General features: G+C 45.1%; 11 protein-coding genes. 6 read left to right on the plus strand and 5 right to left on the minus strand.

The window, feature by feature from the left end; all coding sequences use genetic code 11:
• Positions 1–12 precede the first annotated feature (12 nt).
• Together AAA942_RS05565 and AAA942_RS05570 are read right to left on the minus strand one after the other, a co-directional pair.
• Complete coding sequence (locus tag AAA942_RS05565; protein WP_338219247.1) at positions 13–1,608, minus strand: acyl-CoA carboxylase subunit beta; 1,596 nt, start codon at positions 1,606–1,608, stop codon at positions 13–15.
• A 153-nt stretch (positions 1,609–1,761) separates the two neighbouring features.
• The gene (locus tag AAA942_RS05570; RefSeq protein WP_338219248.1) at positions 1,762–2,562 is read right to left on the minus strand and encodes an N-acetylmuramoyl-L-alanine amidase family protein; all 801 of its coding nucleotides are present in this window, start codon (positions 2,560–2,562) and stop codon (positions 1,762–1,764) included.
• A gap of 61 nt (positions 2,563–2,623) precedes the next feature.
• On the opposite strand from AAA942_RS05570, the gene AAA942_RS05575 reads away from it, so the two are divergent.
• Positions 2,624–5,356 carry a putative LPS assembly protein LptD gene (locus tag AAA942_RS05575; protein WP_445083320.1) on the plus strand — a complete coding sequence of 911 codons (2,733 nt, stop codon included), beginning with the start codon at positions 2,624–2,626 and terminating at the stop codon, positions 5,354–5,356.
• Positions 5,357–5,456: 100 nt separating this feature from the next.
• Here AAA942_RS05575 and AAA942_RS05580 read toward each other — a convergent pair whose 3' ends face one another.
• Complete coding sequence (locus AAA942_RS05580) at positions 5,457–6,671, minus strand: arginine deiminase (protein WP_338219249.1); 1,215 nt, start codon at positions 6,669–6,671, stop codon at positions 5,457–5,459.
• 211 nt (positions 6,672–6,882) lie between these two features.
• Here AAA942_RS05580 and AAA942_RS05585 point away from each other — a divergent pair, with 211 nt between their 5' ends.
• On the plus strand, positions 6,883–7,626 hold the full coding sequence (locus AAA942_RS05585; protein WP_338219250.1) for a DUF4197 domain-containing protein: 744 nt from the start codon (positions 6,883–6,885) through the stop codon (positions 7,624–7,626).
• A 123-nt stretch (positions 7,627–7,749) separates the two neighbouring features.
• Complete coding sequence (locus tag AAA942_RS05590) at positions 7,750–9,288, plus strand: thiol-activated cytolysin family protein (protein ID WP_338219251.1); 1,539 nt, start codon at positions 7,750–7,752, stop codon at positions 9,286–9,288.
• Between the two features lie 24 nt (positions 9,289–9,312).
• On the opposite strand, the gene AAA942_RS05595 is transcribed toward AAA942_RS05590, so the two are convergent.
• Both AAA942_RS05595 and AAA942_RS05600 read right to left on the minus strand, forming a co-directional pair.
• Positions 9,313–11,913, minus strand: a complete 2,601-nt coding sequence (locus tag AAA942_RS05595) for a serine/threonine-protein kinase (protein WP_338219252.1) — start codon at positions 11,911–11,913, stop codon at positions 9,313–9,315.
• 4 nt (positions 11,914–11,917) lie between these two features.
• Entirely contained in the window at positions 11,918–12,412 is a 495-nt protein-coding gene (locus AAA942_RS05600; protein ID WP_338219253.1) for an ECF-type sigma factor, read from the minus strand.
• Between the two features lie 309 nt (positions 12,413–12,721).
• On the opposite strand from AAA942_RS05600, the gene AAA942_RS05605 reads away from it, so the two are divergent.
• The 3 genes from AAA942_RS05605 to AAA942_RS05615 are packed head-to-tail and all read left to right on the plus strand — an operon-like array spanning position 12,722 to position 14,626.
• Positions 12,722–13,549: an alpha/beta fold hydrolase gene (locus AAA942_RS05605; RefSeq protein WP_338219254.1), complete on the plus strand. Its 828-nt coding sequence runs from the start codon at positions 12,722–12,724 to the stop codon at positions 13,547–13,549.
• On the plus strand, positions 13,546–14,043 hold the full coding sequence (locus AAA942_RS05610; protein WP_338219255.1) for an RNA polymerase sigma factor: 498 nt from the start codon (positions 13,546–13,548) through the stop codon (positions 14,041–14,043). Before AAA942_RS05605 ends, AAA942_RS05610 begins: the two co-directional genes overlap by 4 nt.
• The gene (locus AAA942_RS05615) at positions 14,036–14,626 is read left to right on the plus strand and encodes a hypothetical protein (protein WP_338219256.1); all 591 of its coding nucleotides are present in this window, start codon (positions 14,036–14,038) and stop codon (positions 14,624–14,626) included. The genes AAA942_RS05610 and AAA942_RS05615 overlap by 8 nt, the downstream gene beginning before the upstream one ends.
• The last annotated feature ends 30 nt before the right edge of the window (positions 14,627–14,656 follow it).

Below are 14,656 nucleotides of genomic sequence, written 5' to 3' on the forward strand. Positions count from 1 at the left end.
GATAAGAAAAGATCAGGTTTGAATCACTCCTACGTTGAATCTTTCTGTAATCGGAACATGATTTGCAGCCTCTATCCCCATACTGATCGTCTTTCGGGTTTCCCGAGGATCAATTACCCCATCCACCCAAAGTCTAGCCGCAGCGTAGTAAGGGCTCAGCTCTTGGTTGTATTTATTGGTAATTTCTTCCAACAATTGGCTTTCCTCCTCCTCAGAGATGGTTTTTCCTGCTTTTTTCAAGGAAGAAACCTTGATTTGGAGCAAAGTTTTCGCGGCAGAAGCTCCTGACATCACTGCCATTTGGGCGGTAGGCCAGGAGACGATAAGTCGGGGATCATAAGCCTTACCGCACATGGCATAATTTCCCGCTCCATAGGAATTCCCAACCACCAGGGTGAACTTCGGCACCACAGAATTAGCCATGGCATTGACCATTTTAGCTCCATCTTTGATGATTCCGCCATGCTCGGCTTTGGATCCCACCATAAATCCGCTGACATCCTGAATAAAAACCAGAGGGATCTTCCTTTGGTTGCAGTTCATGATAAAACGGGCAGCTTTGTCTGCTGAGTCGGAGTAAATCACCCCTCCCATCTGCATTTCCCCTTTGGCGGTTTTTACTATTTTACGCTGATTGGCAATGATTCCCACAGCCCATCCGTCTATGCGGGCCGTAGCGCAAATCAGGGTCTTTCCATAGTCTTTTTTGTATTCATCCAGCTCTCCTCCATCGACCAAGCCAGCCAAGATTTCCAGCATGTCGTATGGTTTTACCCGGTCTTGAGGGAAAATCTCCAATAATTTCTCAGGCGAGACCGAGGGTTCTTTGGACTCAATTCGATCAAACCCCGCCTTAGGATTGTCACCCAGAGTAGAAAAAATCTGCTTGATGGCATCCAGACACTCCTGATCATTGGCGTATTTATTATCCGTAACTCCAGAGATTTCGCAGTGGGTCGTTGCCCCTCCCAGCGTTTCATTGTCTACATTTTCACCGATAGCAGCCTTCACCAGATAAGATCCTGCCAAGAAAATGGAGCCGGTTTGATCTACGATCAACGCTTCATCCGACATAATGGGCAAATACGCCCCGCCTGCCACGCAGCTGCCCATGATGGCGGCTACCTGCACGATACCCATGGACGACATCTTTGCATTGTTGCGAAACTGTCGCCCAAAGTGTTCCTTGTCCGGGAAAATCTCATTTTGCATGGGAAGAAATACTCCGGCACTATCCACAAGGTAAATGATCGGGAGCCTGTTTTCCATGGCGATTTCCTGTGCTCTAAGGTTCTTTTTGGCAGTCATGGGAAACCAAGCTCCGGCTTTGACGGTGGCATCATTGGCTACGATCACGCACATTCTCCCGCTCACATAGCCTACCCCCGTAACCACTCCTGCAGAGGGACAACCTCCCTCCTCCTCATACATACCATCTGCTGCAAATGCTCCGACTTCCAAAAAATCAGTCTGAGGATCAATCAGGTAATCAATCCGCTCTCTTGCGGTGAGTTTTCCCTTGCTATGTTCAGCTTGAATTCGTTTGGTTCCACCTCCCAGCTTGACTTCATTTAATTTGGACTGTAGCTGATCTAGGAGTTGGTGCATTGTTGGTCTTTTTTCCGTTTGGGACTGCATGGTTTATTTGGGTTTATCTAGTTTGCAAACTCAATAAAATGGAAGAAGTTCACGAGCGAAAGTATTAAAAAAGCCCTTTTCTGAGGGAGAAAAGGGCAATTTTCTTTTTAAACTGATTGAGAATCAATTGACCTCAATCGAATTTTTGTAATCCCGAATAGCACGGAAAATTGCTGAAGCCATGTATTCCTGACCTTGCTTTGACATCAAAAATTGCTCCTCGGAAGAATTGGAAAGGAAACCCAACTCGATCAGCACGCTCGGCATGGACGGGGTCCAAAGCACATAAAATGGTCCCTGCTTCACTCCCCGGCTTTTTCTCCCAACCCGGTCTCTAAACTGGGTCTCCACCTGCTCGGCAAGACTCAGGCTATTTCCTATAAATCCTTTTTGGGTAAGGTTAAAGAGCATATAGGACTCGGGAGAAGTCGGGTCAAAGCCTTCGTACTCTTCTTTATAGTTTTCCTCCAAGAGGATTACTGAGTTTTCTCTTTTTACGATGTCAAAATTAGCCTCAAAGTGCTTGGTACCCATGACAAAAGTCTCGGTACCAAAGGCGGATCTATTAGGAGCAGAATTGGAATGAATGGATACAAAAAGATCCGCCTTGTTGGTATTGGCTATTTCAGGCCGTTTTTTCAAAGTCGGGAAGCTATCGTCTTTTCTTGTGTAAATCACCTCCACATCTGGCATGTTTTCATTGATATACTTCCCCACAAGAAGGGTTACGGCCAGATTAATGTCTTTTTCCCTGGCTTTGGACCCTATATTTCCCGGATCACTTCCACCATGACCTGCATCCAATACGATTTTTTTCATCCGAAATGCGGGCATCATCGTTTCATTAGGAATAAAACCTCCAAATAAAAAGGGAATAGTTATAAGAAAACTTAAGAGAATTTTTTTGTTATTGAACCGTTCCATGAGGGCAATCGAATTAACTTTACGCGAAATTTCAACCAAATTAATCAAAGCGCAAGCCACAGTGTCGGATTTGAGAATCCTTTTTTTAAGCCTTTTCCTCTTTTGGATTTCCACTTTTTCAGCGGAAGCACAACGGCCTACCAATCCTCCTAGGGAAAAGACCCTGATTTTGCCGGACACTCTGACTCCTCCCGCAAGCAATCCTATCATTCCGGATTCTATGCTCATTCAGGCGGATACCTTGACTCGGTTGGATTCGGCAAAAATTATGCCCAGGAGCGATATACAGACCGATATTCTTTATTTCGCTGAGGACAGCATCATCACTGATTTCCGGGAAAATAGAATTTACCTCTATAAAAACGCCTGGTTTGAATACGGAGAAATGCGACTCGACGCCGATCAGATCGTGATCGACTGGGAAACTTCCGAGATCTATGCCTCAGGTGTCACAGACAGCCTGGGCAATGTGACAGGAAATCCTTTTTTCAAGGACAAAGGCACCGTTTACGAGATCCGAAAGGAAATGCGGTACAACTTTAAGACCCAAAAAGCCATCATCAAAGATGTGGTGACCGAACAGCAGGATGGGATTCTTCGGGGAGAAACGATCAAAAAAACAGAAGACGGCAGCATTTACCTAGATCACGGCTATTACACCACCTGTAAGCTCACAGAGCCTCATTGGCACATTTCCTCATCCAAAATCAAGTCCATTTCAGGAAAACAGGTAGTCTCCGGGCCATTCAACTTGTATTTCAATGGGATCCCCACCCCTTTGGGCTTGCCTTTTGGAATCATTCCTGATACCCCTGAGGAGAAGGCCTCCGGAGTGATCTTCCCAAGCTATGGAAAAGAGCAGGTCAGGGGTTTATTTCTAAGGGATTTTGGCTACTACTTTGCCATTAATGATTACATACATGCCCAGATCACCGGAGACATCTACTCCAAGGGCGGTTGGGGCGTGAAATCCCAAGCCAACTATACCAAGCGATACAGATTTTCTGGAGGGTTCAATGTGGATTTTCAGAAATTTGTCAGTCCTGAAACCGAATTGAATCCGGTGGACTACAATACCTTCCGAATCCAATGGAATCACTCGCCTGTCTCAAGAGGAAGTGGGCGATTCTCGGCCTCTGTCAATGCAGGTTCGACCAGCTACTTCAACAACATCGTCAGTCAAAACAACTTCAACAATAACATTACGGCTGACCTGAATTCCAATATTTCCTATTCCAAGCAGTTTGTGGGAACGCCCTTCTCCATGTCTGCTAATTTCAGACATTCACAAAGTGTGCAGACCGGAGAGGTTCGATTGGACTTGCCGACCATTTCAATGAACATGAACCGGCAAAGTCCTTTTAAAAACATCAAATTTGAGCCCCTAAAGACACTCAACGTTGCCTGGAATTTCAACCTGCAAAACACGGTATCCAACCGGATTCAGCAACAGTTTGGTGTAAATAATCCCATCATCGGCGATGGACCTCAGACGATTCCTTTTACAGTTGACAACCTGGGACTGCTTCTGCAAAATGCCAATAATGGAGCAAGGAATACCATTCCCGTTAGTTCCAACTTTACCCTGTTCAATTATTTTACAGGGACAGCTTCCTTCAACTACACAGAACTGTGGTATTTGCAGCGATTGAACTTCTACTATAATCCCTCCACTCAGCGTGTGGATCGAATAGTACAGGACGGATTTAACCGGGTTGGCTTTTTCAATAGCTCATTCGCAATGAACACCAACTTCTACGGGTTTTATAATTTCCGGGGAAAAGGGAAGCTTCAAACTATCCGCCATCATATGGCACCCACGATTTCCTTCAACTATACCCCTGATTTTTCTGACCCTTCATTCGGGTACTATCAAAGGGTGCAGACTGATGCTTCTGGTAGGACTGATCTTTTTTCCAGACATCAAGGATTTATCTTCAGCGGAGCTCCCCGTGGAGAATCCCGTGCCATGAGCTTTGCAGTCCGGAATGTCTTTGAAGGAAAAATAAAAACAGAAACTGACAGCACCGAGGCCAGCACCAAAAAAATCCCACTTTTAGAGTCCCTGAACTTCAATACCGCTTACAACTTTGCGGCAGATTCCTTTCAGCTTGCCCCTTTTCAGGTTTCGGCAAGAACAAGCCTTTTCGAAAGAAAATTATCCGTCAACGTCAACACCACCATAGACCCCTATGCTGTGGGAGAATTTCCCGATTCAAATCAAGAAACTACCTCCTTCAGAAGAATCAATCAATACGCTTGGAAAAATGGGCAGGGAATCGGAACGATCCGAAATGCCTCCCTTAACCTAAACGCCTCCCTTAACCCCAGAGGCGGTCCAGATCCAGGTCAAGTGAGGGATGAAATCACCCAAGACTTCCTCCAGCGAGGAGGAGTAATGGATGAATTTGCCCAACAGGAAATAAACCGGATCGTAGCCGACCCCAGCCAATATATCGACTGGAATATCCCTTGGAACCTGACCATCGGTTATAATCTGGCCTACTCCAAACAGGTGGATAATCGCACTAACATCACTCAAGGGGTCAATGTAAGTGGCGATTTGTCTATCAGTGAGAAGTGGAAAATCAATTTTAACACCAGCTACGACATCCAGGCTAGCGAATTCCGGCAGACCATGATCGGAATCGCAAGGGACCTTCATTGCTGGCAGATGGATGTAAACTGGATTCCTTTTGGCAGGTTTACCTCATACAATATTAATATCCGGGTGAAATCCAGCCTGCTCCAAGACCTGAAAGTATCCAGAAGAAGATCTTTCTTTGATCGCTAAAAAATTTGGGACATAAAAGCTGGGATATCAGATTTCATTTTCCTGTCCTGCGTTAGCTTGGATAATCAATCCGATATCAAAAATCCGATATCCGAAATCCTTAAACTCTCGCTCTGCTGATTGGCATAGTCATGCACCTCGGTCCGCCGAGCCCACGGGACAACTCCGAACTAGGAATTTCTAAGACCTCCACTCCCATGTTTCTGAGGGCTCGATTAGTGTGAATATTCCGATTGTAGCTGATTACTCTTCTTGGGCCGATGGCAAATACATTGGCTCCGTCAAACCACTGCTCCCGCATCGAATAATCCGGATTGCCATCAGCAGTAGCCAGGATCTCCAGATGGGGGATTTCCCGCTCCAGAACCGTCAATAAAGATTCTTTCAAAATTTCGCGCCGAATATTCACTTTATCTCCCTGCATATCTTTGAGGGTATAGAGTGAAGTCTGCAAGACCGAATTCATCGCATCGGGATAAGTCAGGACTAAGTTTTCATCGAGCACAGTAAAGACCGTATCCAAATGCATGAAATTCCGCTTTTTGGGCAGGTGAACTTCATAGACCCGCTTCACTGACCCTTCTGCCAAAAGTGCCTTGGCTGCATGGTAAATGGCTTTTTCGTCCGTTCGCTCCGAATTACCAATAGCCACTGCCTCATGAGAAAGGATAATCACATCTCCCCCCTCTATGCTGGGCGGATTATCATGCCCATTGATTGGATAGAGACAGTTGACATGGTCTTTGAAATCGGGATGATTTTCAAAAATGGTGCGAAGCAAATCCGCTTCCCGCTGTCTTCCCTCCATTTTCATCGAAGAGAAAATAATCCCTCCGGGAGTCAAAGCCATTGGATCCCGCTGAAAATACAGGTTGGGGCAGGGCGGAATTGCGAAAGCATAATCCATCAGTTCACCGGGGTTGAGATTGGGGATTTTCTTTTTCAGTTCATGGATTTTCAATCCTGCTGTCAAAATCCCAGCACATTCGGCCGTACTGTACCGCTCCAAAATATCCTCTGCCAGGTAAGACAAACCCGATCTTTTAAGAGAATCTCTCATCAGTCGGAGTAAAATCTCCCGATCGTACAATACTCGTATCAGCAATTCCCTCAGCTGGTAGACTTGCGCTCCTGTGGACTCTTTGATCAGATTGGAAAAGGCGTCATGTTCTTTTTGAAGGGCTTCTAAATAAGGCACATCTTCAAAGAGTAAAAATTCTTTATTGTAAGGAGTAAGCCGATCGATTTCTTTCCCCGGCCTATGCATCAAGACCGCTCTCAAAGTACCGTATTCAGAATTGATTCTAAGGTTCATTTTTTTATTTTTTAAAAAATTCAATGGATTAATTTCCAAATTAAAAACAAAATGGCAAGTATTTTAAATTATATTCATGATTCAAGGGTATTTTCTTTTTTGGCTTTTCTCCATACATCCCAATTGAAGCCAGTTGGCATTGGATCTTAAGAAAACAGGAACTCATCCAGCATTATTTCGGTATAAAGAAACATAACGATATCAATCACCCATGAACTTCTTCAGCTTAAAATCATTCCTTTCCTCCTTTCTGTTGGTAGCATTTTTACTTACCTCCTGTACTTCCACTGCTCAGATTGGAAAACTCTTGGATAAAGCCGAGCAACTGGCCGGAAATCCAACTACATCTGAGATCAGTTCGGGATTGAAGGAAGCCTTGGAAAAAGGAACAGGAATAAGTGTGGATCGGCTGTCACTGGAAAATGGGTATCTGGGCAATTTGGATGTGAAAATCCTTTTTCCTGAAGAAGCCAAGCAGGCGGAGAGAACGCTAAGAAATCTAGGCTTTGGTTCACTTTGTGATGAGGTGATTACGAGTGTCAACAGGGCCGCAGAGGATGCTGCCCAAGAAGCCAAGCCCATTTTCACTGCAGCTATCAAGCAGATGAGTTTTCAGGATGTACAAAAAATCCTTTTGGGAAGTCAAAATGCAGCAACGCAATACTTCCAAAAGACCACTTCGGATTCACTTTCGACTAAGTTTAGACCTGTTATAGAAAAGAGTCTGGAGAAAGTAAATGCGACGAAGTATTGGGACGACTTGGTGACCCAATACAATAAAGTTCCTCTTGTGAAAAAGATGAATCCGGATCTCACAGCCTACGTCACTCAAAAAGCAATCGATGGCCTTTTTGTAGAGATAGCTAAAGAGGAGCTGAAAATCCGACAAAATGTAGGAGCAAGGACAAGCCCTCTACTGCAAAAGGTGTTTGGGTATGCCGATCGACAGAAGTAAAATAGCTGATTTAGGGCATCCAAAGGCCGTTTTTAAATAAAAATTGATTTTTTTTCGAGACTTCATTACCACTTTCCAGAGCATTTGTCGCCTATAGAGTCACAACCAAAAACTCTATTTGCCATGAATGCTATTTTCAAAAATCAGCGAAAAGTACTTTTTGCCTTTTTGCTTACTTCAGCTCTAGTGGGCTGTGACACGCTTGGAGGAGGGGATGATCCGATAGTCACCTCTCCTGATGCAGAAAGCATCACAGACTATCTCAGAGGGTTGAACTCAGACCCAAATTCACTCCTGAATGTACAAAGTATCCCCGGAGGCTCTCAGCGCACAGAAATCAGCAACCGGGTAAATTCCTCCCCTATTCCGGGCGGAAATCTGGAATGCAGAACAATCAAATATGACCTCAAAAACAACTTTGAGGATATCGCAATCCTCAGACCTACGAATGGGATTATCTATCCGGGAGCCTTGGTGATTGCAGATAAGGCTACTTTGGGAGGCCTTCCCACTCCTGCTGGAGTGGATCGGGCACCGATGACGCTGAGGATAGATCTACCCGGAATGGGACAAAACGGAAGCTTGAAAGTGGATAAACCCTCCAACTCCAATGTGCAAACCAAAATCGATGAGGCCTTGGAGTGGTGGAATGCCAATGCCTATCAGGAAGGCTATGTAAATGCTGCCAATTCAAGTTACATTGCCCGTACTTCCTACAGCAGCCGGCAAGTAAGTATGGACATCGGCTTAAATGTGGAATGGGCCCGGGGAGATGTGGAAACCCAGTTCAACTTTCAGTCCTCCAACACCGAAAGGGTGGCTATGATGTCCTTCAAGCAGGTCTTTTATTCGGTGACCATGGATCCTCCGACCAGTCCGGGACAAGTATTTGGTCCGGATGCCAGTATCACCGAGATTGAGCAAAAGTTCGGACCGGATACTCCACCAGCTTATGTGCAAGCAGTCAATTACGGCCGCATCATCATGTTTCGGATGATCACTACCACCAGTGCTACCTCCGCAGAATTGGAAGGAGCTTTGAATTATGCCACAGGATTGACCCAAGTCTCAGGAACCCTAGAGGCAAAGTATAAGGCCATCCTAAACACCTCCAACATCACCGTAGTCACGATCGGAGGCAATGCTTCAGTGGCATCAGAGGCAGTCAGCGCCAAAAATTTTGCAGACTTGGAGTACATCATCAAAGGAGAAAATGCGGTCTATTCCAGAAACAATCCGGGTGTACCCATCTCATACAAGCTTCATTATCTGAAAGACAATACCACCGCCAAACTAGGTTACACTACGGAATATGACGTCCAAACCTGCGAGGAAAAGAAACATCCAGCCAGAGAAATCTCCCTGAATAATCGAAGTGGGATTTGCGGAATAGATGTCCGATTTACAATTACCTATAAAGTCATGGTAAATGGAGTCCCTTCCAATAAGGCTATCAGTAGTGGAGAAATTGTGCAGAACAGAAAAGTAGTGAAAGAGGTACCTGCAGGTGCATATGATATCCGATTGACGGTTGAAGTTCAGGATGGTTTCGCCTGGAAATTCCTTGCAGACCGGATTTACAGCAAACCGACTCAAGTATGTTTGGAGACTACTGCCAGAAACCTTTGCACCCAAATCGTACTCAATCAGGTTAATTGCTAGCTCATTGGCCGGGAATTGGACCGCCTAATTCCCGGCTGCTACAAGAGAGGAATAGAAGGAAGCTTTCTCCTGATTTCCTGAGTTTCCAAAAGCGTCAGCCAAAGATGTGTTCAGCTGATTGATCAACTTTTGATTTTCCTCAGGATTTTGACTGGCAGTTTCCAAAGCTTTTTCAAGATATTCTATGGCGGTAGAAAAATCTCCCATCGCTAGCAGGCTTTCTCCGAGAGCTTGTTGGCTTTGGGCGATTTGAATATTACCCTTAGGAAGCAAGTTTTGTCTGATTTCCAAACTTTCTTCAAAGAGCAATCGAGCTTCATTAAAACGTCCCTCATCCATAGCAATTTTCCCCAGATTTTGCCTCGGACTGGCCTTTCGGGGGTCTTTTACAGAAAGCAATTCATCAAAAATTTCGAGATTTATTTCATAAACCTCCCGTGCATTTTTCAAATCTCCCGCCGAGTAATAGGCATTTCCCAAGCTTCCGTTTAGCGCTCCGTAGTAGTAATGGGATTTTCCAAAAATTGAATCAATCACGGCAATGGCTGATTGGTACAATGGAACTGCTTCTTCGGGTTTCCCAAGACCAATATAAGTCCGTCCCAAATTCCCCATACTGGCCACTGTTTCGACATGGAATTTCCCTAGAATAGCTTCCCGCTGTTCCAAAGACTTTTTCACATAGCCCAAAGCCTGCTCGTAATCATTCATGTCCTGATAAAAGCTGCCGAAATAGTTGTAGGCATAGGCTATTTCCAGATGAGGTTCATCAAAAAGCTTCCTTTTCATCTCCAATGATTCGGTCAGATACATTTTTGCAGAATCCATTCGGTCCAACTTTCGGGCTGTAGCTCCTTTCATATGAAGAAGGGTGGCCAATTCCACATTAGGATTAGGGTCAGCCAATTTAGAAAGGCGTAACCCTACCGTCAGTGCTGAATCCGCTCTCGAATAGGTAGCCATTTCGTAATAAGCGGTCCCGAGTTCCAATGAAGCACTTGCCAATAACTCACCCGCATTGATCCCAGCATCTCTGAGTCGATTGATTGCTTTTTCTGAATAAAAAACTGAAGAGTCCGGTTCTCCATACATAAAATGAGAACTAGACATCAATAGCTCATTCCTAGCCAAAGTCTCCTCGGATAAATCATCCAAACTGAGATTGATTCCATAAGCTTCCTCAATAGTCTTTTTTGCTTTTTCGTATTGCCCAAGACTTAAATATGCAGGACCCAGGCGGAGAAGCATATCCGCATAAAGGGAAGGATCGTCCCCCAGGTTTTTTTCAAGATTTTTCAAACCCTCATCCAATAGCTGAACAGCTGTAATGGTATCCGCGCCCCCAATATTCGGGTCTGCCGCCGAAAAAACGTCAGTGATGAGATTAGTAATCTGATTGGCTCGCTTAGCCTCTGCTATTGCAATATTCCTCTGCTCTCTCAGCTGAATTGTGTAGAATAAGCCCATGGAAAGGAGCAGAATTGCGGCGGAACAGGCCACAGCAAGAACTGTCCTGTTTCTCCGAATATATTTCTTGGCTCGGTAAGTCCATGGATTAGGTTGGGCTGCTACAGGATAGCATCGGTCGAAATCATCCAAATCCCGAACCAGCTCATCCACCGATGCATACCGGTCATCCGGATACTTCTGCATGGCTTTACCGCAGATCAAATTCAGGTCTTCGCCGAATGCAACTTGGCCAAAATCCACTGAAAGGACAAAAGACTGATGTTCACTGGCCAAAACTTTGTTTTTCAGTTGATCTGGCTCCTTGAAAAAAGGCTGAAAGGGGTGCTGCTCAGAAAGTAATTCAAACAATACCACTCCCAGCGAATAGATATCCGAAACAGTATTGGGATGATTTCTCTCGATTTGCTCTGGAGAAGCATAAGCCAAGGTAAAACTTCCCTCCTGCTCCTGACTTTCATCCAGCATTTGGGAGACTCCAAAATCCAAAAGCTTGACTTGTCCCTCTTCGTTGACAATGATATTCTGCGGCTTGAGGTCCAAATGTGCGATCAGCGATTGGTGGGCATAGCGTACAGCCTGACAGACCTGCCCAAATAGCCTGAGCCGCTCCTTCAATCCCAAGCTATGCAATTTACAATACTCCAAAAGATTGATCCCCGAGACCCATTCCATGGTAAAGAAAGGCCTTTCATCCGTGGTGAAACCTCCGTCATACAGCCGGGCAATATTAGGGTGATTCAGCTTCGCAAGGATTTGGCGCTCACGTTCAAAAAAACTTCGATAAGCGGGATTGATCAGCAAAGGCTTCATCAGCTTGATAGCCACTACCTGATCAAATTGGCCATCTGCCCTGATTCCTTTGAAAACAGTTCCCATCGCACCCTGCCCAACTACCTCTTGCAACTGAAAAGCGCCGATTCTATCGCCTAAAAGTTCATGGTCGTTTTCCAAAATGGAAAAAACACTTTTTGGACCAGCCTGAAACAGGGGATGCGATTCCATATCTGCCTGAAGGAGGGAGGTCAATTGATCAAAAAGTTCAAGATCTATTTCAGCAACCGCTTTTAGTCGGATTGTACGCTCCTCGGGCGAAAGGACAGTCAATTCATGAAAAAGTACTTCGACCTGATCCCACTTTCCATCTCCTCTTTTCATCCCTTTAGGTTCTTAATTCCTTACTCAGCCATGCTTTGGCAAGACGCCAATCTCTCCTAACCGTATCAATGGACACGCCCATCATTTCGGCGATCTCTTCATGCTTATATCCTCCGAAAAAATGAAATTCCACTACCCGGCTGTGTCGATTATTGAGTGCTTTAAGTCGGTTGAGGGCATCATTTAGCTGAAGTACTTCTTCCGGGGATGTCATCACGGCCTGATTGGCTGCGCCATAGGTCAATTGGATTTGGTCACCTCCACGCTTTTGACGCTTTTTTTGTCGGGCATAATCCACCAAAAACCTTCGCATAACTATAGCGGCTATGGCTAAGAAGTGATTTTTGTCCACATAGCCTTTTTCATGATTATCCATTTTCAGGTAGGCCTCATGTACCAAAGCGGCAGTATCCAACGTGCTTGAATGGTACTCCATCCTTAGCTTTTGCCTTGCCATTCTGGAGAGTTCGTCGTAGCACCTCAAAAATTGGGCTTTCATTGCCGAAAAGTGGGGGTTCATACTCCCCGTCATCGTAACGTCGCGCATCCTTAGAAAATCGGTGAGGTTGAAAATAAAACCAAAACCCATAAAAGCCTAGCTATAAGCCGATTATTTCAAAAATTCAAATTCTTGATTTGAGTTGATCCCCTTTTCATTTGTAGCAAATGAATAGTCATGGCGCCAGAATAGGATTTTTTTCGAAGAAAAAGTAAATCCTTTTCAATGGAGTGTAACAAAAAAAGGCTTTGGTTATCTAAGAAGAAAAAAACAGGATTCTTATTCAAAATACTTTAAACCAACTCGATTATGAAAAACTACCTTTTCCTCGTCCTCTTGACCATTCAGACTGGACTTTTCGCCCAATCTTCCGTTTCTGTGGCCACCTCCGGAACGGGCCAGCCCATTCTTTTTCTTCCGGGATTTGCTACTCCGGGAGAGGTTTGGAATTCCACCGTCCAGAGTCTTCCGGGACACCAGACTCATGTGGTGACCTATGCGGGCTTTGGTGGGGTCGCTCCTGTGGAAATGCCCTGGTACGGCAAGCTGAAATCCGATCTAATCCAGTATATCGAAAGCCAAGAATTGGATAAACTTACCCTAGTCGGGCACAGCATGGGCGGTAATCTGGCTTTGAATTTGGCAGCGCACTTCCCGGATCGAATCCAAAAAGTAGTTATCGTGGATGCCCTTGCCTGCATGAGGGAAGTGATGATGCCCGGAGTACCGGCAGAAGCCTTGGGCTATGAAAGCCCCTACAATAATCAATTGCTTGCAATGGATGAAGCTGCACAAAGCGCCTATTTGGATCAAATGACCCAAAACATGATGACCAAGCCAGAAGACCAAGCACAGGTAAAATCATGGATGACATCAGCTGATCGGAAGACTTTTGTCTATGGATATGTAGATCTGCTTAAATTGGACAGCCGACCGCTTTTGCCTACCATTAAAGTTCCCGTACTTATCCTCGTGGCAGGACAGCCCTTTGGCCCGGGCGCCTTGGAAACGATGAAAAATCAATATTCAACCCTTCCCAATAAAACATTTGCTTTGGCAGCAGACAGCAAGCACTACCTGATGCTCGATCAGCCGGAATGGTTTCATGAACAGCTTAAGACGTTTCTTGCCCAGTGAATCCAAGCCAAAAAACAAACTTTGACTTCCTCTATAAATCCCACTACCCTATGGTGATGCAGCTATGCATGGGGTTTATGAAAGGAGATCAAGATCAGGCCAAAGATCTCACCCAGGAGGTATTCATTCAGGTTTGGAACAATCTGGGTAAGTTTCGTCAGGATGCTACGCCCAAAACCTGGATCTACAGAATCACGGTGAATACTTGCCTGAATTTTCTGAAAAAGCAGAAAAACAAAGATCAAAAACTAGGAGAAATCCTGAGAGACCAAGAAACGACCGAAGAAATCGAATTCACCGAAACTGACCCAAGTAAGATGCTCTTTGAAGCTATGGGTAAACTCTCCGAAATCGACCGACTGGTAACCGGACTTCTTCTCGATGATGTTCCCCAAGAAGAAATTGCAACCATCCTCGGGATAACCGAGGGAAACCTCCGAGTCAAAATCCACCGCATCAAACTCAGACTTAAAAAGTTGATCGATCATGAATGAATTAGGAAATATGCTCAAATCCGGTTGGCAAAAATCCGCAGTCGACCTCCCCACTCCTCCTCCTACCCAAAACCTCATCGATGAGGCAAAACGGCTTAACGGAGAAAGCTTCAAATTCCAGCGAAGCACACTCCTGATTTTAGGCTCAACCTTCTTAATGATGTGCTACTTCCTGCTGTTTTACTTTGGCTTTCGGGAAACACTCAGCCACTTGGGCGTAGGCCTGATGTTGGGATTTTTTATGATTCGAATTTTGCTGGAAGCCTACAGTTTGAATCAGGGAAGAAAGAAAGAAATCACCCAATCGGCGGTAGTGAATCTGGAATCCGAGAGAAAATATCTCCAGCTCCGACTCCGAATTCATGGACCGGGCACCTATCTGACTTTGGGTGCCTATACCTTGGGCTTTATGTTGCTCTTACCCGAGTTTTCAAACTACATTTCTTCTTTTTGGATGGCTGCCATGGTGTGCTCGTACTTCATTCCGGGAATTATCCTGACTTTGGTGATTCGGAAAAATGTGCAAAAGGAAATCCGGGAGCTGAGGAGAGTGGTAGAGCTGAGGGAGATGATTTTGAAATAGAAAGTAGGGGTCAGTTGAAGAGGAGAATTT

The organism is Algoriphagus sp. oki45 (genome assembly GCF_036245605.1).
Taxonomy (GTDB): Bacteria; Bacteroidota; Bacteroidia; order Cytophagales; family Cyclobacteriaceae; genus Algoriphagus.

Bases quoted from the DNA above. Each gene is read 5' to 3' on its own strand.
- AAA942_RS05565 (WP_338219247.1), bottom strand. From the start codon at position 1,608: ATGCACCAACTCCTAGATCAGCTACAGTCCAAATTAAATGAAGTCAAG.
- AAA942_RS05570 (WP_338219248.1), bottom strand. From the start codon at position 2,562: ATGGAACGGTTCAATAACAAAAAAATTCTCTTAAGTTTTCTTATAACT.
- AAA942_RS05580 (WP_338219249.1), bottom strand. From the start codon at position 6,671: ATGAACCTTAGAATCAATTCTGAATACGGTACTTTGAGAGCGGTCTTG.
- AAA942_RS05585 (WP_338219250.1), top strand. From the start codon at position 6,883: ATGAACTTCTTCAGCTTAAAATCATTCCTTTCCTCCTTTCTGTTGGTA.
- AAA942_RS05590 (WP_338219251.1), top strand. From the start codon at position 7,750: ATGAATGCTATTTTCAAAAATCAGCGAAAAGTACTTTTTGCCTTTTTG.
- AAA942_RS05595 (WP_338219252.1), bottom strand. From the start codon at position 11,913: ATGAAAAGAGGAGATGGAAAGTGGGATCAGGTCGAAGTACTTTTTCAT.
- AAA942_RS05600 (WP_338219253.1), bottom strand. From the start codon at position 12,412: ATGAAAGCCCAATTTTTGAGGTGCTACGACGAACTCTCCAGAATGGCA.
- AAA942_RS05605 (WP_338219254.1), top strand. From the start codon at position 12,722: ATGAAAAACTACCTTTTCCTCGTCCTCTTGACCATTCAGACTGGACTT.
- AAA942_RS05615 (WP_338219256.1), top strand. From the start codon at position 14,036: ATGAATGAATTAGGAAATATGCTCAAATCCGGTTGGCAAAAATCCGCA.